The organism is Prochlorococcus sp. MIT2304 (assembly GCF_059772405.1).
The window spans coordinates 977,989-995,673 of the sequence record NZ_CM186286.1; the positions used below are offsets into that span (position 1 = coordinate 977,989).

19 protein-coding genes are annotated in these 17,685 nt (G+C 36.6%); 8 read left to right on the forward strand and 11 right to left on the reverse strand.

The window, feature by feature from the left end; translation table 11 throughout:
• Positions 1-14: 14 nt before the first annotated feature.
• From AC6EIY_RS05910 to AC6EIY_RS05945, 8 genes are all read right to left on the reverse strand, one after another.
• Complete coding sequence (locus AC6EIY_RS05910) at positions 15-965, reverse strand: F0F1 ATP synthase subunit gamma (RefSeq protein WP_498506059.1); 951 nt, start codon at positions 963-965, stop codon at positions 15-17.
• A gap of 32 nt (positions 966-997) precedes the next feature.
• Entirely contained in the window at positions 998-2,512 is a 1,515-nt protein-coding gene (atpA, locus tag AC6EIY_RS05915; RefSeq protein WP_498506060.1) for a F0F1 ATP synthase subunit alpha, read from the reverse strand.
• Positions 2,513-2,574: 62 nt separating this feature from the next.
• Positions 2,575-3,123, reverse strand: a complete 549-nt coding sequence (gene atpH / locus AC6EIY_RS05920; protein ID WP_498506061.1) for an ATP synthase F1 subunit delta — start codon at positions 3,121-3,123, stop codon at positions 2,575-2,577.
• The gene (locus tag AC6EIY_RS05925; RefSeq protein ID WP_498506062.1) at positions 3,123-3,635 is read right to left on the reverse strand and encodes a F0F1 ATP synthase subunit B; all 513 of its coding nucleotides are present in this window, start codon (positions 3,633-3,635) and stop codon (positions 3,123-3,125) included. The genes atpH and AC6EIY_RS05925 overlap by 1 nt, the downstream gene beginning before the upstream one ends.
• Entirely contained in the window at positions 3,632-4,093 is a 462-nt protein-coding gene (locus tag AC6EIY_RS05930) for a F0F1 ATP synthase subunit B' (protein WP_498506063.1), read from the reverse strand. Before AC6EIY_RS05930 ends, AC6EIY_RS05925 begins: the two co-directional genes overlap by 4 nt.
• A 128-nt stretch (positions 4,094-4,221) precedes the next feature.
• Positions 4,222-4,470 carry an ATP synthase F0 subunit C gene (gene atpE / locus AC6EIY_RS05935; protein WP_011125758.1) on the reverse strand — a complete coding sequence of 83 codons (249 nt, stop codon included), beginning with the start codon at positions 4,468-4,470 and terminating at the stop codon, positions 4,222-4,224.
• Between the two features lie 168 nt (positions 4,471-4,638).
• Positions 4,639-5,364 (reverse strand): F0F1 ATP synthase subunit A, encoded by a 726-nt coding sequence (gene atpB, locus AC6EIY_RS05940; RefSeq protein ID WP_269606848.1) that lies wholly within the window; start codon positions 5,362-5,364, stop codon positions 4,639-4,641.
• 75 nt (positions 5,365-5,439) lie between these two features.
• The gene (locus AC6EIY_RS05945) at positions 5,440-5,955 is read right to left on the reverse strand and encodes an ATP synthase subunit I (protein ID WP_498506064.1); all 516 of its coding nucleotides are present in this window, start codon (positions 5,953-5,955) and stop codon (positions 5,440-5,442) included.
• A 330-nt stretch (positions 5,956-6,285) separates the two neighbouring features.
• Between AC6EIY_RS05945 and AC6EIY_RS05950 the strand changes: the two genes are divergently transcribed.
• Genes AC6EIY_RS05950 through AC6EIY_RS05960 form a run of 3 tightly spaced genes read left to right on the forward strand, consistent with a single transcriptional unit; the run spans position 6,286 to position 9,564 of the window.
• Positions 6,286-7,503 carry an FtsW/RodA/SpoVE family cell cycle protein gene (locus AC6EIY_RS05950; protein WP_498506065.1) on the forward strand — a complete coding sequence of 406 codons (1,218 nt, stop codon included), beginning with the start codon at positions 6,286-6,288 and terminating at the stop codon, positions 7,501-7,503.
• A 34-nt stretch (positions 7,504-7,537) separates the two neighbouring features.
• Entirely contained in the window at positions 7,538-8,278 is a 741-nt protein-coding gene (locus AC6EIY_RS05955; RefSeq protein ID WP_498506066.1) for a cytochrome c biogenesis CcdA family protein, read from the forward strand.
• Between the two features lie 5 nt (positions 8,279-8,283).
• On the forward strand, positions 8,284-9,564 hold the full coding sequence (locus AC6EIY_RS05960; protein ID WP_498506067.1) for a cytochrome c biogenesis ResB family protein: 1,281 nt from the start codon (positions 8,284-8,286) through the stop codon (positions 9,562-9,564).
• Here the strand turns inward: AC6EIY_RS05960 and queF are convergent.
• On the reverse strand, positions 9,553-9,969 hold the full coding sequence (gene queF / locus AC6EIY_RS05965; protein WP_498506068.1) for a preQ(1) synthase: 417 nt from the start codon (positions 9,967-9,969) through the stop codon (positions 9,553-9,555). The genes AC6EIY_RS05960 and queF overlap by 12 nt on opposite strands.
• A gap of 181 nt (positions 9,970-10,150) precedes the next feature.
• Between queF and AC6EIY_RS05970 the strand changes: the two genes are divergently transcribed.
• Entirely contained in the window at positions 10,151-10,378 is a 228-nt protein-coding gene (locus AC6EIY_RS05970; RefSeq protein WP_498506069.1) for a hypothetical protein, read from the forward strand.
• 41 nt (positions 10,379-10,419) lie between these two features.
• Positions 10,420-10,758: a P-II family nitrogen regulator gene (locus AC6EIY_RS05975; RefSeq protein WP_498506070.1), complete on the forward strand. Its 339-nt coding sequence runs from the start codon at positions 10,420-10,422 to the stop codon at positions 10,756-10,758.
• Positions 10,759-10,760: 2 nt separating this feature from the next.
• Here the strand turns inward: AC6EIY_RS05975 and AC6EIY_RS05980 are convergent, their stop codons facing one another.
• Entirely contained in the window at positions 10,761-11,555 is a 795-nt protein-coding gene (locus tag AC6EIY_RS05980; protein ID WP_498506071.1) for a TlyA family RNA methyltransferase, read from the reverse strand.
• Between the two features lie 110 nt (positions 11,556-11,665).
• Between AC6EIY_RS05980 and AC6EIY_RS05985 the strand changes: the two genes are divergently transcribed.
• The 3 genes from AC6EIY_RS05985 to AC6EIY_RS05995 all read left to right on the forward strand — a co-directional run bounded on the left by AC6EIY_RS05985 (position 11,666) and on the right by AC6EIY_RS05995 (position 14,775).
• Positions 11,666-11,911: a hypothetical protein gene (locus tag AC6EIY_RS05985; RefSeq protein WP_498506072.1), complete on the forward strand. Its 246-nt coding sequence runs from the start codon at positions 11,666-11,668 to the stop codon at positions 11,909-11,911.
• A 43-nt stretch (positions 11,912-11,954) separates the two neighbouring features.
• Positions 11,955-13,250: an adenylosuccinate lyase gene (purB, locus tag AC6EIY_RS05990; RefSeq protein ID WP_498506073.1), complete on the forward strand. Its 1,296-nt coding sequence runs from the start codon at positions 11,955-11,957 to the stop codon at positions 13,248-13,250.
• A gap of 130 nt (positions 13,251-13,380) precedes the next feature.
• Positions 13,381-14,775, forward strand: coding sequence for a class II fumarate hydratase (locus AC6EIY_RS05995; RefSeq protein ID WP_498506074.1), 1,395 nt, complete (start codon positions 13,381-13,383; stop codon positions 14,773-14,775).
• 18 nt (positions 14,776-14,793) lie between these two features.
• On the opposite strand, the gene AC6EIY_RS06000 is transcribed toward AC6EIY_RS05995, so the two are convergent.
• Positions 14,794-17,571: a DEAD/DEAH box helicase gene (locus tag AC6EIY_RS06000; RefSeq protein WP_498506075.1), complete on the reverse strand. Its 2,778-nt coding sequence runs from the start codon at positions 17,569-17,571 to the stop codon at positions 14,794-14,796.
• Positions 17,572-17,685 lie beyond the last annotated feature (114 nt).

Genomic DNA, 17,685 nt, shown 5'->3' on the forward strand with positions numbered 1-17,685 from the left:
ATAAAAATGAGAAACTATGCTGCAGCTCCACCAACAACTTCTAAAATTTCTTGCGTAATTGCTGCTTGTCTCGCCTTGTTGTAATCAATAGTAAGGTTTTTAGCCAATTCCTTAGCGTTATCACTAGCGTTATTCATTGCAGTCATTCTACTCGCCAACTCTGAAGCAGCCGACTCCTGTAATGCACGTAGTAATTGATTCTGTAAATAAAGAGGCAAAAGAGCATTCAAAAGTTGATCAGGACTTTGTTCAAAAACAATATCCGATGGTAATTTCGGCTCTTCATTCGAAGGAGCCGCATCTTTTTCAATAATTAGTTGGCTATCTTTTGTAGTTAATCTAAAAATCTCATCTTCTGAATCAGCTATTCCTTGAGGATCTAAAGGTAAAAGAGTTTGTATTGTTGGGTTACAACTAACCAAGCTAACGAACTTAGTAAAAATTACCTCTACTCGATCAGTACTTTCGGAGAGGAATTCTGCTAATACTTCACTCGTAATAGAGCTAGCATCCTCAGAGGTCGGTACTTGTTCTAATTCTTTAAAAGTAGCTCTTATATTATAAAGGCTAGATCTATTCTCGAAATAACCTATTGCTTTCTTACCGATTAATACTAGGTCAGGACTATATCCTTGACTTTTTAATTCGGCATAGCGTTTCTCTGTTCGTTTAATAATATTTGCATTGTAACCTCCACATAATCCTCTATCACCAGTAACAGCCAAGAGAGTGATTGTCTTAACTTCACGCCTATTTAACAAAGGAGAGTCAGCAGCTTCAAACTGCATCCTTGATTGTATATTTTCTAAAACCCTTGCCAATCGATCAGCAAAAGGTCTACTCCTTAGGACCTGATCTTGTGCTCTCCGAACTTTTGCAGCAGCAACGAGTCTCATCGCTTCTGTGATTTTTCTTGTATTTTTGACAGATACAATTCTGTCTCGTATGTCCTTGAGGTTAGCCATAGGTAATTGTCTCTCTTAGATAGACTTAGCGTTTAAGCCGCAAGCATTGAGGATTTAACCTCGTTAATAGCGTCTTTAAGCATTGATTCAGATGCTTCACTTAATACTTTTTCCGAGAGAACATTCTTGATAAAATCAGCCTTGTTTGTTTTTAGATAATCACGCAATTCACGAGCAAATTTTGTGACTTCCTCTTCAGGCACTTCATCAATTAATCCTTTAACCCCTGCATAAACAATAGCTACTTGCTCAGCTAAATTCAGAGGATCAAATTGAGGTTGTTTAAGTAGTTCTCTTAGTCTTTTTCCCCTACCTAATTGCTTTTGAGTAGCCTCATCTAGATCAGATGCAAATTGAGAGAATGCCGCAAGTTCATCAAACTGAGCTAACTCAAGTTTTAAAGTACCAGCAATTTTCTTAATAGCTTTAGTTTGAGCAGCTCCTCCCACTCGGCTAACTGAAATACCAACGTTAATTGCAGGTCTTAATCCAGAGTTAAATAAGTCTGAGCTCAAGAAAATTTGACCATCAGTAATTGAAATAACATTGGTGGGGATATAAGCAGAAACATCTCCTGCTTGCGTTTCAATAATGGGCAAAGAGGTCATTGATCCTGCACCCATCGAATCAGAAAGTTTTGCGGCCCTCTCGAGTAAACGACTATGGCAATAAAAAACATCTCCTGGATATGCTTCACGACCTGGTGGACGACGTAAAAGTAATGACATTTGCCTGTAAGCCTGAGCTTGCTTGGTTAAGTCGTCATAAATAACTAGTGTCGCCTTACCTTGATACATAAAGTGTTCTGCAATTGCTGCTCCTGTGTAAGGAGCTAAATATTGCAAAGCTGCAGCTTCAGATGCTCCTGCATTAACAATAATTGTGTATTCCAAAGCTCCTTTTTCTTTCAGCACTTCAACTACATTTGCCACTGATGCTTGTTTTTGACCAACTGCCACATAGACACAAACAACATCTTGACCTTTTTGATTGATTATTGTATCGATTGCTATTGCAGTTTTTCCTGTTTGACGATCTCCAATAATCAACTCTCTCTGACCTCTTCCAATAGGAATCATCGCATCAATGGATGTTATGCCCGTCTGCATAGGCTCATGTACTGACTTCCTCTTAATAATTCCAGGAGCTATTGACTCAATTAGTCTTGAGTCATTTGTAGCCATCTCACCTTTGCCATCTATTTGCTGTCCAAGAGGGTTAACAACTCTTCCAAGCATTGCCTCACCAACTGGAACCGAGGCAATCTTTCCAGTTGCTTTAACTGTGCTTCCCTCTTGTACTCCTAAAGCTTCACCCATCAAAACGACACCGACATTGTCATCTTCAAGGTTTAATGCAATACCTTCTGTTCCATCCTCGAATTCAACAAGCTCACCTGCCATGACCTTTTCAAGTCCATAAACTCTTGCGATACCATCTCCAATTTGTAAAACAGTACCTACATTGCTTACAGATACTGATTTATCGTAATCAGCAATTTGCTGTTTAAGAATTGAACTGATCTCGTCGGGACGTATAGAAACCATGGGATTTACTTAAAGTGGGGAAGATAGAAGGGAGGGGGAAGAGGAATAAAGTCAGAAGAGAATTAGCTGACCTTGGCCAAAGCAAGACCAAGTCGTCTGACTTGCCCTGCGATGCTGGCATCAATGACCTTTGATCCAACATTGACCACAAAGCCACCTAACAATTCAGAGTCGACTTTGAGATCGATTTCCAAATTATCTGTACCAGCTATGGATTGTACTTTCTTAAGTAGCTCAGATTGTTGATCTTCACTTAAAGCTGTAGCTGAGGTAATTGTTGCCAAGGCAATATTTCTTTGTTCTCGATAGATTTCCAATAATCTTTCAAGAACAGAATTCAACAAACCTATTCTCTGTCGATCTGCTAAAAGTTTTAGAAGATTTAAGAAAGAGGGAGTGACCTGACTAGAAAAAAGTTTTTCTAAAGCTGCTTTCTTCTGATTAACCTCTAAAACTGGTGATGACATTGCATCACTAAATTCAGGGCAAGAATTCCAAAGTTCTAGAATAGATTTAGCTTGATTTACTACTTCATCCACCTCGTTACGGCTCTCAGCGACTTGAAGGAAAGCTTCTGCATAAGGAGTAGTAATTGTATTAAGTAGTGGCATTAGTTATCTCCAATATTTTTAATTGACTGTTTAAGAAAATTATCTTGAGTATTAGAATCTAACTTTTTAGGAAGCATTGTTAATGCTTTTTCTATAGCAAGTTCTGCAGCCTCTTTCCTTAATTGGGAAGTCACTCTTGCAGCTTCAGCATTTAAATCAGAGGCAGCACCTTGTTTAATTCGCGCCATTTCCTGAACAGTCCTTTTTTCACTCTCCAAACGAATTGCCTCTGCTCTGGCTTTGCAGTCATTTCTGATTTTTTCTGCTTTTTGCTTAGCGGAGGCAAGCTCGTCTTTTGCTTTTGAAAGGGAGTCTTGCGCTTGAGAAAAACGCTCTTCTGCTTCTTTTAAGTCAGAAAGTATTGAAGTCCTTCTTCTTTCTAGGATTTTTCCTAAAAAGCCTGGTAAGAACTTATAGAGGCCAAAGACAACAACTGCTAAGTTGATAATGTTGGTCTCAAAAATATTTAAGTTGAGGCCAAAGCCCTCGGAAGCGAAAATTAAAGTAGTCATTTTTTTGCCAATAGTCTTTCAACAATCAAATCACCAAGATTTTCAGCTTCGCTCTTGAGTTGATTAAGAGCTTCATCTCTTTGCGAATCAATCTCACGCCTGGCTTTTTCTCTTGATGCATTTGCCTCTGAAGTAGCAAGAGCAAGAGCTTCTTTATAAAGATTCTCAGAATCCTGCTCTGCCTCAAGAATCACCTTCTGAGCTTCAAGTCGAGCTTCTTTAAGCTGCTCTTTGAGTTCAGTCTCTAGTCGTTCGACTTCAGCGATTTTTTTCTTTGCTTCTGCCCGACTGGTGTTTACAAAATCCTCTCTTTCTTCGACAACCCGTCCAACAGGTTTGAAGAAAAGAGCATTAAGTATGAAAGTAAGCAATACAACCTGAACCGCCATAAGCGGAAGCGTTGCATCGAAATCAAACAGACCTCCCTCAGAGGCACCAAACAAAAACAAAGTTGGCATTAGCTAGGGGTGCAAGAAATTAAGCGAGCCGAATAACGGCAATTGAAATTTACTAAAGAATTTTCAAATATTTAGGATGAAAGGAAATCAATTAATTGATTTCCTCAATCAGCCCTTTTTTGAAATATTCAACCAGCAAAAGGGTTAGCGAAGAGAAGCACCAATGCAACCACAAGGCCATAAATGGTAAGTGATTCCATGAAAGCGAAAGAGAGAAGCAGAGTACCTCTGATTTTTCCCTCAGCTTCTGGTTGACGGGCTATACCCTCTACTGCTCCTTGTGCGGCACTACCCTGACCGATACCAGGGCCTATTGCGCCAAGGCCTACAGCTAAACCAGCTGCAACAACTGATGCGGCGGTGGTAATGGAATCCATAATTCTGCTAAAGATGTGTAGCGCTTTAAACGCTTATAGAGTTGTGAACGGGAGTTTATACCTGCGAGGGGTGAATCTCATAGTTCTTGAGATGATACTGAAAGAATTTCAGGCCTCAAAGCAGGAAATTTGCCATTGAAAAGTTAATTCAGTAGCAAAAAATCATGATTAATGATGCTCTTCAACTGCTTCCCCGATGTAATAAGCAGCAAGAGTTGCAAAAATCAGAGCTTGAATAGCACTAGTAAACAAGCCTAGAAACATAACAGGAACCGGAAGAACAAGAGGCACAAGAAAAACAAGTACCGCTACAACAAGTTCGTCAGCGAGAATGTTTCCAAATAAACGGAATGAGAGAGATAGAGGCTTTGTGAAGTCTTCAACAATTTTGAACGGGAGCATTATTGGCGTTGGGTGAACGTAATACTCGAAGTAACGCAAACCCTTATTGCTCAACCCCGCGTAAAAATATGAAAGAGATACCAGTAGTGCTAAAGCAACAGTTGTATTTATGTCAGCCGTAGGTGCACCAAGTTCTCCACTTGGTAGTTCAATCAGCTTCCAGGGAACTAATGCTCCGCCCCAATTGCTCACAAAAATGAACAGGAAGAGGGTTCCGATGAAAGGCATCCAATCTCTATAAACCTTTTCACCAATTTGTGTTCTAGCCAGATCACGTATGTAATCCCACAGAAATTCCAAAAGATTTTGAACACCTTTTGGATCACGTTCCATTTTTTTTGTTCCAATGACCACCAAGGCAAGCAAAGCGCCTATTAGGAGCCATGAAGTCATAAAAACTTGGCCGTGAATTCTAAAATTTCCAATTTGCCAATAAAGGTGTTGACCCACCTCTAATTCGGCCAAAGGAAAAACAAATGGTAAAAAACCCATTTATCTGGTAGTTAGGTTGCGTAGAAAAAAAAAGCCAAACAAACAAAACTTAAAAATTTAATTTCTAACAAGCGATTAAGGCATAGATAGAAACTGAATAATTAACGCTGGTTTATAAAGCAAAAATCCTAATAAAGCCGGTATCAAATCAAGTTGAGGAAATCTAGAAGACATCAAAACCAAAAGAACCGGAATTAACAACTGGACTTTACCGACGATCTTTGATGAAGTACCTAACCTTCCAACCCCGCGAGCAAGCAAGCGAAAATAAAGAATTCCTGATAAAGCACCAATGAATAGGCTTGCACTAGCTTGGATTCCCCAAAAGAAACCTGCTATGCCAACAGAAAAAATAGTCAATAAAAATGTCAGACGGAATACTCGAAATTGAAGTTCAAGATATTCGTCTGATTTGACTCCGGACAATGTGTCCAATGAGTCAATATCCAGAAGAGGATCATGACTTGAGCAATTGTCAACGGTCTCAGATGCCACAAAAAATCCTCCCATAGGAGTTTCTTTGTGATAGCGAGAAGTTGTTTCGCAAACAAGACACCTAAGCTCTCTGCAAAGGCCCGGGGAATCTATCACGAGACTTGCATCAAAACAAAAAAATTTTCTCTATCAATAGCTTGAAAAGTTGGTTAAATTAACAATCTGCGGAGAATTTTCAAACAAACTTTTATTTACACAATATAAATCAAGATATAGTTTGTTAAAAATTTAATCCTGTGGTTGTAAAACTAAGTTATTAGTTTTTAATCCAATTTCTTTAATTTCATCTCTAGAAATTAACAATTAAATTTAACTCGTAAAAAACTTCTTAGTTTTGTGGAATTCCAAAAAAGTAAATTAATTAAAGTTTAAAGACTTGGCAAAATGGCAATTTAACGGCTCAATGGTATACAAGCAAAATATCCTTTGAGTAATATTTCCAATAAAAAAACAACATTTGCATCCAAAGCGCAAAAGAAGCATGAATCAAAAGATTTTCTGAGTAATTTTATAAACTATAAGATTCTTCCATTGCCTTGGCCATTTTGGCCTAAGGAAGGGCGTTTAATAATGGGATTAATAGCCTTTTGGAGCATTTCAGGAATTTTCATACTTGGATCAGCTAGTTGGTGGGTAGCCACCAGAGAAATGGGTGAAGGTACTTATTACATAAAAAGACAAATAATATGGCTAATCGCTAGTTGGAGCATTTTTTATCTCTCAATCAATATCAAATTAAAAAGTTGGCTTAGGGTTTCAGGCCCTTGCCTTTTTATAGGAATGCTGCTGATTGCATCAACAAGTTTTTTCGGTAGTACCGTCAATGGTTCAACAAGATGGTTGATTATTGGTCCTATCCAAGTTCAACCATCGGAATTAATCAAGCCTTTTATTATCCTTCATAGTGCAAAACTTTTTGGTCAATGGGAGAGAATAAATTCAGAAAAGAAAATTTTTTGGTTAACCATATTTGCCTCCATTATTTTATTAATTATAAAACAGCCAAATTTAAGCACCGCTGCATTAACAGGAATATTACTTTGGATGATTGCTTTAGCTGCTGGTATTAATTTTCAGCATCTTTTCAATACGGCCTTATCAGGCTTAGCCATTGGTTCAATAAGTATTTTTTTTAATGCTTACCAGCAAAGTCGCGTTTTATCTTTTATCAACCCATGGAAAGATCCACAAGAAGGAGGTTATCAATTAATTCAGAGTCTTTATGCGATCGGTTCGGGTGGTTTATTTGGAGAAGGATATGGTCTTTCAATGCAAAAATTACAATATCTACCATATAGAAGTACTGATTTTATATTTGCTGTTTTTGCAGAAGAATTTGGATTTTTTGGATCTATTTTACTTTTAACATTTTTACTCGTAATTTCATATTTAACTCTTAAGATATCTCTTAATTGTAGAAATAATTATACTAAACTAATTTCTATTGGATCAGGAACTATTCTTGTAGGCCAATCAATTATGCACATCGCAGTTTCCTCTGGCGCAATGCCTACAACAGGGCTACCGTTCCCTCTGATCAGTTATGGGGGAAACTCACTAATTTCAAGCTTACTTATAGCAGCCTTATTGGTCAGATCCTCTATTGAATCTTCAGATTTATTAATTAAAAATTCCGCAAATTGACGCTTAAATAGATAATCTAGAAAGGAAAATTGGTGTGACAAATCTTTTTTTGAGCATTTCTTCCATAAGTTTGGTTTTCTCTGATTTAGCTCGTCATGGCGAGCACATAATTAATAATGGGCTAAACAATCCAAACCCTCTATCACTCCTAATTATTTTCACTGGAGGCCTTTTAACCAGTTTAGGCCCCTGCTCATTATCACTATTACCAATAACGGTTGCATATCTAGCTGGATTTAAAAGTAAACAAAACCCTTTACAAAAAACTTTTAGTTTCTGCAGCGGAATAGTTATATCACTAGTGGTTCTGGGAAGTCTAAGCGGTTTTTTAGGAAAAATTTATGGCCAATTACCTGGTTTCTTTTCAATTTTTATTAGTCTTTTAGCCATAATTATGGGTCTTAATCTCCTTGGACTCTTAAAAATCTCCCTTCCATCTGGACCTGATCCTGAAGCTTGGAGAAGCAAAGTCACCCCCGCTTTCGCACCGGTTTCAGCAGGGTTAGCCTTTGGATTAGCCTCCTCGCCTTGTACAACTCCTGTCCTTGCTGTTCTTCTCGCATGGGTTGCCAAGGAAGGTAATCCTATTAGTGGAACAATTTTTCTTGCAAGCTTTGCGATTGGGCAAATTGTTCCTTTATTTATTGCAGGTACTTTTGCAGCGAGTGTTCCAAAATTATTATCTTTGCGACCTATTGGAAAATGGGTTCCACCAATTAGTGGGATGATTTTGTTAACCGTAGGTCTTTTAAGCCTTCTTTCTCCTTGGATATGAATTAGATGAAAAAAATCAGCCAAGTTTTAAATTGGCTTTCTAGCTTAAAGATTGCTATTTTACTATTATTTTTAATAGCAATTTCTTGCGCAGCAGGAACTTTTATTCCACAACAAGAACCAGATCAATTTTACTATGATAATTTCAATAAGGATCCTTTTCTTGGACTAATCAATGGAAATATATTACTACTTTTTGAATTCAATCATGTTTATACAAGTTACTGGTTTTTGATTTTACTAACTTGGCTTGGTTTAGCTCTTGCAGTTTGTAGTTTTAGAAGACAATTACCAATACTCAAATCAGCATTAAACTGGATCGATTACAAATCTCCTCGTCAAATAGCTAAACTTTCTGTCGCGCAGACAATTAAAACTAATGATCCTTCAAAAAGCTTAGAGAAACTTTCAATAAATTTAAAGAAGGAGGGTTGGAATGTGAGAGAAACAGATGGAAGGATAGCTGCAAGAAAAGGAGTAATTGGTAGATTAGGACCTATATTAATCCATCTAGGTTTAATCTTATTGATGATAGGTGCAACATATGGAGCATTAAATGGAAAAACTGTAGAAAGATTTCTTGCGCCTGGAAGATCAATAGATTTATTAAACAATAATGAAGAGAAGGGATTAACAATTAAATTACTAAAGTTTCAAATAGAAAGAGACCCTCAAGGAAGAGCTGAGCAGTATAGATCGATAGTAAAAGTTATTGAACCAAATGGAAAAAATGAAGAGAAGGAGATTAGTGTTAATTCTCCATTAAGGTACAAAGGATTAACAATATATCAAGCCGACTGGTCTTTAGCAGCAATAACAATTCAAATTGATAATAGTCCTAAATTACAAATTCCAATAAAATCTATCCCAGAGCTAGGGGAACAAACTTGGGGAACTATTATACCAACCCAAAAAGATGGAGAAGAGCAAATCTTATTAACAGTCTCGAGTGAATTGGGACCTGTAACAATTTATGATAATGATGGTATAAGACTTACAAACTTAAGCATAAATAAGGAATCAGAAGTGAAAAATAATTTTATTAAAATAATAAATATAATACCAAGTAGTGGATTACTTCTTAAGCGTGATCCTGGCGTACCCTTTGTTTATACCAGTTTCGCTATAATACTTCTTGGAGGTTCACTAAGTATAATTTCCACCAAGAAGATTTGGTTATTACATGAAAAGGAGAAATCTATTATCTATATAGGTGGATTAAGTAATAGAAATCTTTCAGGTCTCTCGAAAGAAATGCCGAAATTTATTAGTTTTCTAAATAACTAAATCTAAATCTTTTCTTTTTCCATGGCAGACTCTAATGATAGTATGAACATTTCCTCTAGGATTAAAATCAGCTTCTAATTGCATCCACTTAGGTGCAGAAACTTCAACAAAATCATCTATTATTTTATTTGCAACTTCTTCATGAGATATTTTCTTTTCACGAAAACTATTTAAATAAAGTTTAATCGCTTTAAGTTCAATCACCTTCTTATCTGGTTGATATAAAATCCTTAAAGTAGCGAAATCAGGATAACCCGAAAAAGGACACTTACATGTAAATTCAGGGAAATCTATTGAAATCTCATAGTCTCTATTACTATTGGGATTAGGAAAACATATCAAGCTCCCAGCAGCAATTTCCCTTTCCCCATACATAATTACCTCTTTAATATTTTCTTCACTCATTGGAATATTTTGAATAGGATTTAAACAACACACTACATAATACCTGAATTAAAGATTCAACCCTCTAATAAATTTTGCTAATAAATAAAGCATTTATATGATGGGAAAAGCACATATGTATCAATGAGTACAAAACTAATTCACGCTATCCCCCCTAATAGGTGTATTGAAAAAATTTTGTATGGACATCAGTCTTTCTGAAAAGATAAATGGAACTCAAATAGAGCCAAAAACTGTTCACGGAATTCTTTGGCTACAAACTCATTTTGAATCCAACCATTGGGAAATAATCAGTAATGGCCTAGTAATAATTCCTACCAAGGATGCCCAAATGCTTCTAGAAGATGCAACAAATGCTGGACTGAATGTAAATTTCATCAATTCTCTAAGTCCAATAGACAAAATTTGATCAAAAATTATCTAATATCAAAAAAACTCTCTTAAATTGATATGAAAAAGATAGAAGCAATAATACGCCCTTTTAAACTAGAAGACGTAAAGATCGCCTTAGTAAATGCAGGCATAGTCGGAATGACTGTAAGCGAAGTAAGAGGTTTTGGACGCCAAAAAGGACAAGTCGAAAGATACAGAGGTTCCGAGTTCACAGTTGAATTTCTTCAAAAACTAAAGATCGAAGTTGTTGTCCCTGAAGAAAAAATTGACATTGTTTTAAAAGCTATTGCTGAAGCAGCAAAAACTGGAGAGATTGGAGATGGAAAGATTTTCGTAAGTCCGATTGATTCAGTTGTAAGGATAAGAACAGGTGATAGAAACGAAATAGCTCTGTAAATTCACGAAAAATTTATCAATTTTTCTATGTTATCGAATCCCCTAGAGTTATCGTTCATCCACAATAGATATTCTTGATTACCCGCAGGTCCCTTTAAAGGTGAGGCAATCAATCCTTTTGGATACCATCCGTATTTTTTTGATTCATTTATGACGCCTTGAATAGCCTCGAAATGCAAAGAATGGTCCCGAACGACCCCTCCCTTCCCAACTTTGTCCTTTCCAACCTCAAATTGAGGTTTCACTAATACTAATAATTCAGACCGGGCATTATTAAGAAGAGATTTAAGGCTAGGCAAAACAATTTTCAGAGAGATAAAAGATAAGTCAGCTACAGCGAAGTCAGGTATGGGATCTCCATCATTAAATAATTTTTCAGGTGTTAAATGTCTGATATTAGTGCGTTCCAACAGGACCACTCTTGGATCATTTCTAATACTCCATGCAGTTTGACCATAGCCAACATCAACTCCATAAACCTTTGCTGCCCCTAATTGCAAAAGACAATCTGTAAAACCACCAGTGGAAATCCCAGCATCTAGACAAACTCGATTTTTAATATTAAGAGGAAATTGATCAAAGGCTGCAGACAACTTTTCACCTCCACGAGATACATACTTCAAAGGCTGAGTAATTTCTATCTGAAGATCTTTTAAAACTTCATGGCCTGGCTTATCAAGAATTTGTCCATTAATTGTTCTAACTTTGCCAGCTCTGATGAGCCTCTGCGCCTCTTGACGAGATTTAGCTAATCCTTTAGTCAGCAAGTGAAGATCTAATCGCGATTTTTTAGTCATTTGTTTACAAAAACAAACAGGAAACGGAACAAAAACCGCAGAAGTCGTAATAATCCTCGTTTTCAATAGAGAATCTATTCAATTGACCAAAGTTTTTGTCTAAAAAGCTCATGCATCCCACCAATCAAAATGAGCTATCTAGCCATGGTCATTTTCATCTAAACCCAAAGAAGCAAGCTGGAGAAGTACTTGATCTTTTGCCTCCAGGAAGTTTTGCAAAATTTGCAAATCAACCTAATGACTTGCCTCCCTTCCAAGTAATTGACTGCAAAGGGGGTAGATGCAGGGTAAGACAGCAGGCTTGGGGAAGATATGTGCATTGGGAAGTTGAACACAATAGACTCAAGTCAGCTTGACCTTGACGACCTAAATTAAAGTAACCTTTAACTTTGTAGCACTTTGATTGAGCGTTACACAAACCCAGAGATGGGAAGTATTTGGTCTGAACAAGCCAAATACCAAACTTGGCTTGATGTTGAAATAGCCGCATGTGAGGCTAATTGCAAACTAGGGAAAATCCCACTTAATGCAATGCAAACCATTCGATCAAAGGCAAAATTCACACCCGAGCGAATACTCGAAATAGAAGCCGAAGTTCGACATGACGTAATTGCTTTTCTAACGAATGTGAATGAATATGTTGGGGATGCAGGTCGATACATACATGTTGGGATGACAAGTAGCGATGTCCTAGATACAGGACTAGCACTTCAATTAAAGTCATCAGTAAAACTTTTAAAAAAAGAGCTTTTATTGCTTGAGGACGCTATCAGAGATTTAGCAAGAGAACACAAGAGTACCGTAATGATTGGCCGTTCTCATGCAATTCATGGAGAACCTATTACTTTTGGATTTAAGCTTGCAGGATGGCTAGCAGAAACTCTGAGAAACAAAGAAAGGCTTAACAGTCTCGAGGAAGATATCTCCGTTGGCCAAATCAGTGGTGCCATGGGAACTTATGCGAACACCGATCCCGAAATAGAAAAAATTACTTGTGAACTTTTAGGACTTCATTTTGATACAGCTAGTACTCAAGTGATCTCAAGGGATAGGCATGCTAATTATGTACAAACTCTTGCTTTGATTGGATCATCATTAGATCGTTTTTCTACAGAAATTAGAAACCTTCAAAGAACAGATGTCCTTGAGGTAGAGGAAAACTTTGCCAAAGGTCAAAAAGGAAGCTCTGCTATGCCTCACAAAAGAAATCCCATAAGGAGTGAGAGAGTCAGCGGTCTTTCAAGAGTTTTAAGAAGTTATGTAGTTGCAGCTCTCGAAAATGTAGCTCTATGGCATGAAAGGGACATTAGCCACAGTTCCAATGAAAGATTAATGTTGCCTGACACGTCTATTACACTTCATTTTATGATCACTGAAATGACAGCGATTATTAAAGGGCTTGGTATTTACCCGAAGAATATGCTGAATAATTTAAACATTTATGGAGGAGTAGTTTTTAGTCAAAGAGTTCTTTTGGCACTAGTTGAGAATGGAATGAGTCGCGAAGATTCTTATCGATTAGTACAAAAACATGCTCATTCCGCATGGAATCAACCTGAAGGTAATTTCAAAAATAACCTTGAGAATGATCCAGAGGTAATGAATATTCTCTCTCTCACTAAACTGTCTGAATGCTTCTCAACTGAATTACATCAATCGAATTTGAAGGTTATCTGGGATAGACTTGGAATATAAATGTAAATGCTAAATCTAAATCAATTAATATTTATTAGTAGACTAAACAATAACTATAGCTATAGATTCAACTAAAATCAATAGCTATAATTTTTATTCCCAGGAAATTTAAATTTTCAAACCAACAGCTATGTCTAATATGAAACGACTTGAAAAAGATAGTCTAGGTTCGATTTCTGTTCCAGAAAATGCGCTATGGGGAGCTCAAACTCAACGATCAATATTAAATTTTGCTATTGGCGATGAAATCGTACCTCTTGAAATCATTCATGCAATTGCTCAAATAAAAGCCTCTGCTGCTCGTGTAAACAATCATTTAGGTCTTATTGATACAGAAATCGCACAATTGATCACCGAAGCAAGTTTGGAAATTATTGAAGGTAAATACAATGATCAATTTCCTTTAAAAATATGGCAAACAGGAAGTGGTACCCAAACGAATATGAACGTAAATGAGGTAATTAGCAACATAGCTTCAAAACGTTTAAATAAGCCTTTAGGTAGTCATGATCCACTTCATCCTAATGATCATGTCAATCGCTCTCAATCTACTAATGACGTTTTCCCAGCAGCTATACAGATAGCCACAATACTTAATTTGAAAAAGGCCTTAATACCCGAATTAAAAAAGCTCATAGATTTGTTTCATCAAAAAAGTCACGAATGGAAGGATCTTATAAAAATAGGACGTACTCATCTTCAAGATGCAGTACCCCTGACTCTTGGACAAGAAGTTTCCGCATGGTCAAGTCAGTTAGAGACTGCATTAGGACGCATTGAAATCAACCTAGAAGAACTTTATTCACTTCCACTGGGAGGAACTGCTATTGGAACAGGAATAAATGCTCCAGAGAATTTCGATAATCTCATTGCTCTTGATATCTCTAGAAAAACAAATTTACCCTTTGAAACCGCAGCTAATAAATTCGCCATCATGGCTAGTCATGATGGCCTTGTAAATATAATGTCCCAACTAAAATTATTAGCCGTAACTTTTCTCAAAATCGTTAATGATCTGCGACTTTTATCTTGTGGACCAAGAGCTGGATTATCAGAGCTACAGCTACCCGCCAATGAGCCTGGCAGCTCAATAATGCCAGGGAAAATCAATCCTACTCAATGCGAAGCTATGGCAATGGTATGTACACAAATAATTGGTATGGATGTCTCAGTCTCCATAGCAGGAAGTGGTGGACATCTACAAATGAACGTTTATAAACCACTAATTGGATACAACATTTTAAAAAGTATTAATCTTATTCAAACCGCATGTAAAAGTTGCAGAGAAAATATGATTGAGGGCCTTCAAGCAAATGAACCAAAAATCAAGCAATATCTAGATAATTCTTTAATGCTTGTCACTGCATTAGCTCCATCAATCGGATACGAAAAAGCAAGTCAAATTGCCCAATTAGCACATGAAAAGAATCTCAGTTTAAGAGAAGCCTCAAGTCAACTAAACCATATCGATCCAGAAGAATTTGATAATCTCATTAATCCAAAATTTATGATTGGGAATGATTGAAAAAATAAATTTCTAATCTCAATTTTTTCTTTCAGTTGCCGGATTAATAACCTCATGATTTTTTTCTTTAGATTGATTAATATCTTCAGCTTCACAAACTGGAAATCTATCCATTAGTTTTATAGCTGCTCTAGCATTATTCCTAAGTTGCCTACTCACAGCCTCGCAATAGGGAATCTGTGAAAGCAAATCATTTGTTCTTCTTAGAATTCTTACAACATCTCCCTCATCTAAAGAAGTATTTGAAATTAAATCCGTCCAAGTACTTCCTCTTGCCCATGCCTCTACTAAACCCATTAATTCTGAACTCCATAGAATTGGAACTTCAATACCAAAACGTTCTTGTACTCTAAATAATTCTCTTCGTATATTTGATAAATCATTAAAAGCTTCATCTGCAACTGCACTTGGAATAAATCCAGTCCATAAATCAGGACGATTAACTTCTGTCACAATTGACTGAATCACTCCGGCTAATTCAATCGGAGTCAATTCGTCAAGATGTCCACTCATCAAAACCAAACCTAACCACAATTCATTTTCCCCTCTTAAGGATCCAATACCTCTACCTATTTCAGTAGGACTTAAATCATCCAAGCATCCGAAGTGGTTTAATACTTTAATCAGTGATAAAAAAGTTTCCCAGTGACGATTCGACCTGTCATAAAGTATCTGCTCACGTTCATGAATTTCAATCTCTAATTCATTCATTTTACGCCTATGCTTCTTTAATTTTTTTTTATCTCCCCATCGATGGGCTGGCTGAATCAACAATTCATCTTCTAGAGAGCTAACTAATTGAGCTTGAGACAAAACTTCACTAGCAAGATCATATTGCGCAATTCTCATGTTATTTTTCTTGGCCAAATTTGATATCATTAATGATATTTCGTTACTTATCTTATCGCCATGAAGTTTTTCACCTAGTCTACTAATTTCAGGAGGTATAATATTTGATACGTCTAAGCATGTAAGGTCAGCATGAAGACTAACGACATCCTTACAAGAGATCAGTATCCAAATATTTTCATCTGTTAAGCAGAGCAATTGAGATGGTCTATCTACTTTTTGTAATTTTTTAATAATCACAGCAGGTATTACTTTACCTTTTAGCTGCGAAGTTTTTAGACTTATCAGAGTTCCATTATTTGCAAATTCTAATGCTAAATTTAATTCATCAGATAAAGTCTCGGCAGATTGTTTTTGAAGAATTTTTAATAGTCTTCTTTCTTCTTTTAAATGACTTTTTATTTTTTCATATCTTTCAAAAGCTGACCATGGTATATCTTCGGAAAAGGTTTTATATTCTTTTAAGTCATCTTTTAATCTAGAAAGCTCTTCTTCCTCTTGAACTAAGTCTAAGCTAGCTAAGTATCTACTAAAGCTTCTTTCTATCAATTCTTTTGATTTATCTAAATCATAACGCTGTAATAAATTCAGAACCATGCCATAGCTGGGCGTGAATTGACTAATCAGGGGGTCCGCTGGACTGATTGCCAATTGTCCAGCTTCTCGTACACCTTCAAATCTAGTTTGTACAGTAACAACATAGCCTCTAGAATCAAGACCTCTTCTTCCTGCTCGACCAGCCATTTGCAAAAACTCACTCCCCATCAATTGACGATGTCCATTATCTGATCTCTTCGATAAAGTAGATATAATTGTAGTTCTTGCAGGCATATTGATTCCTGCGGCTAATGTTTCAGTTGCAAAAACAACCTTAATCAATCCTTCTTGAAATAATTCCTCAATCAATTCCTTCCATGCAGGAAGAACTCCCGCATGATGAGAGGCGATTCCATTAAATAAAGCTCTGATATGTAGATCATCTCTGAGCCCTTCTGAATTTAAAATTGAATATTTTTCAAATCGATCTTGAATTGAATTCCTTTCTTCTTGATTAACTAAACAGGTGTTGGCAATTGTTTTCACAGCTTTATCACAACCACGACGACTAAAAATGAAATAAATAGCGGGTAACATATTTCTCTCAGCCAACTTCGATATCACAAAGCCAATTGAAGGAGATTCAGGTTGAATAGGCTTGGATAAGCGTCCTCTCCTCTTATGTGTTTTTATTGGACGCCAAATCTTACAATTTGGATGTAAACCAGTTCCTTTATCGTTCAGTAATGGGTGAAGTCCTTTAGCGCTGCAAAAATTGAACTCCAGAGGAACTGGCCTTAAATCACTAGATATTAAATCTGTGGGTCCATGTACTTGCTCAATCCAATCGGTTAATTGGCCAGCATTTGCGACTGTTGCCGATAGACCAACAAATTGAACGGATTTAGGACAATGAATAATTGATTCCTCCCACACAGTTCCTCTATGAGCATCATTCATGTAATGACATTCATCAAGGACAACAGTTTCTATATCCATTAGAGGGTCATCATTTCTGTCTGCTGCTGCGTAAAGCATATTTCTAAAAATTTCAGTAGTCATCACAAGGATGGAAGCCTCTCTATTCAGGCTTAAATCACCTGTTAAAAGGCCCACATTGCTTGAACCAAATTGATTTCGAAAGTCTCTTAGTTTTTGGTTAGATAAAGCTTTTAAGGGAGTCGTGTAAAACACCTTATTCCCATTTGAAATAGCTCTATAAATTGCATACTCTCCTATTAATGTCTTTCCTGATCCTGTAGGTGCACTGACAACTACTGAATGCCCTTGATTGAGTGAATCAATTGCTTTAAGTTGAAACTCATCCAACGCAAAAGGAAAGATTTCCTTTGGATTTAAATTGTTTTGGAGGATTTCGTTCTCAGACGTATCTCTTTCTGATGAAGTCATTATTAAATCCTAGAGGATTATTCTAAGCCCACATGATTTTTGACGTGGATACATAATAAAATTAAGAAACCAAAGAAATAATCTTAAGCCAGTTCCCAAATCTTTAACCACTGA

Coding starts and splice junctions, on each gene's coding strand:
- AC6EIY_RS05910 (WP_498506059.1), bottom strand. CDS start 965: ATGGCTAACCTCAAGGACATACGAGACAGAATTGTATCTGTCAAAAAT.
- atpA (WP_498506060.1), bottom strand. CDS start 2,512: ATGGTTTCTATACGTCCCGACGAGATCAGTTCAATTCTTAAACAGCAA.
- atpH (WP_498506061.1), bottom strand. CDS start 3,123: ATGCCACTACTTAATACAATTACTACTCCTTATGCAGAAGCTTTCCTT.
- AC6EIY_RS05925 (WP_498506062.1), bottom strand. CDS start 3,635: ATGACTACTTTAATTTTCGCTTCCGAGGGCTTTGGCCTCAACTTAAAT.
- AC6EIY_RS05930 (WP_498506063.1), bottom strand. CDS start 4,093: ATGCCAACTTTGTTTTTGTTTGGTGCCTCTGAGGGAGGTCTGTTTGAT.
- atpE (WP_011125758.1), bottom strand. CDS start 4,470: ATGGATTCCATTACCACCGCCGCATCAGTTGTTGCAGCTGGTTTAGCT.
- atpB (WP_269606848.1), bottom strand. CDS start 5,364: ATGGGTTTTTTACCATTTGTTTTTCCTTTGGCCGAATTAGAGGTGGGT.
- AC6EIY_RS05960 (WP_498506067.1), top strand. CDS start 8,284: ATGAAAAAAATCAGCCAAGTTTTAAATTGGCTTTCTAGCTTAAAGATT.
- queF (WP_498506068.1), bottom strand. CDS start 9,969: ATGAGTGAAGAAAATATTAAAGAGGTAATTATGTATGGGGAAAGGGAA.
- AC6EIY_RS05970 (WP_498506069.1), top strand. CDS start 10,151: ATGGACATCAGTCTTTCTGAAAAGATAAATGGAACTCAAATAGAGCCA.
- AC6EIY_RS05975 (WP_498506070.1), top strand. CDS start 10,420: ATGAAAAAGATAGAAGCAATAATACGCCCTTTTAAACTAGAAGACGTA.
- AC6EIY_RS05980 (WP_498506071.1), bottom strand. CDS start 11,555: ATGACTAAAAAATCGCGATTAGATCTTCACTTGCTGACTAAAGGATTA.
- AC6EIY_RS05985 (WP_498506072.1), top strand. CDS start 11,666: ATGCATCCCACCAATCAAAATGAGCTATCTAGCCATGGTCATTTTCAT.
- AC6EIY_RS05995 (WP_498506074.1), top strand. CDS start 13,381: ATGTCTAATATGAAACGACTTGAAAAAGATAGTCTAGGTTCGATTTCT.
- AC6EIY_RS06000 (WP_498506075.1), bottom strand. CDS start 17,571: ATGACTTCATCAGAAAGAGATACGTCTGAGAACGAAATCCTCCAAAAC.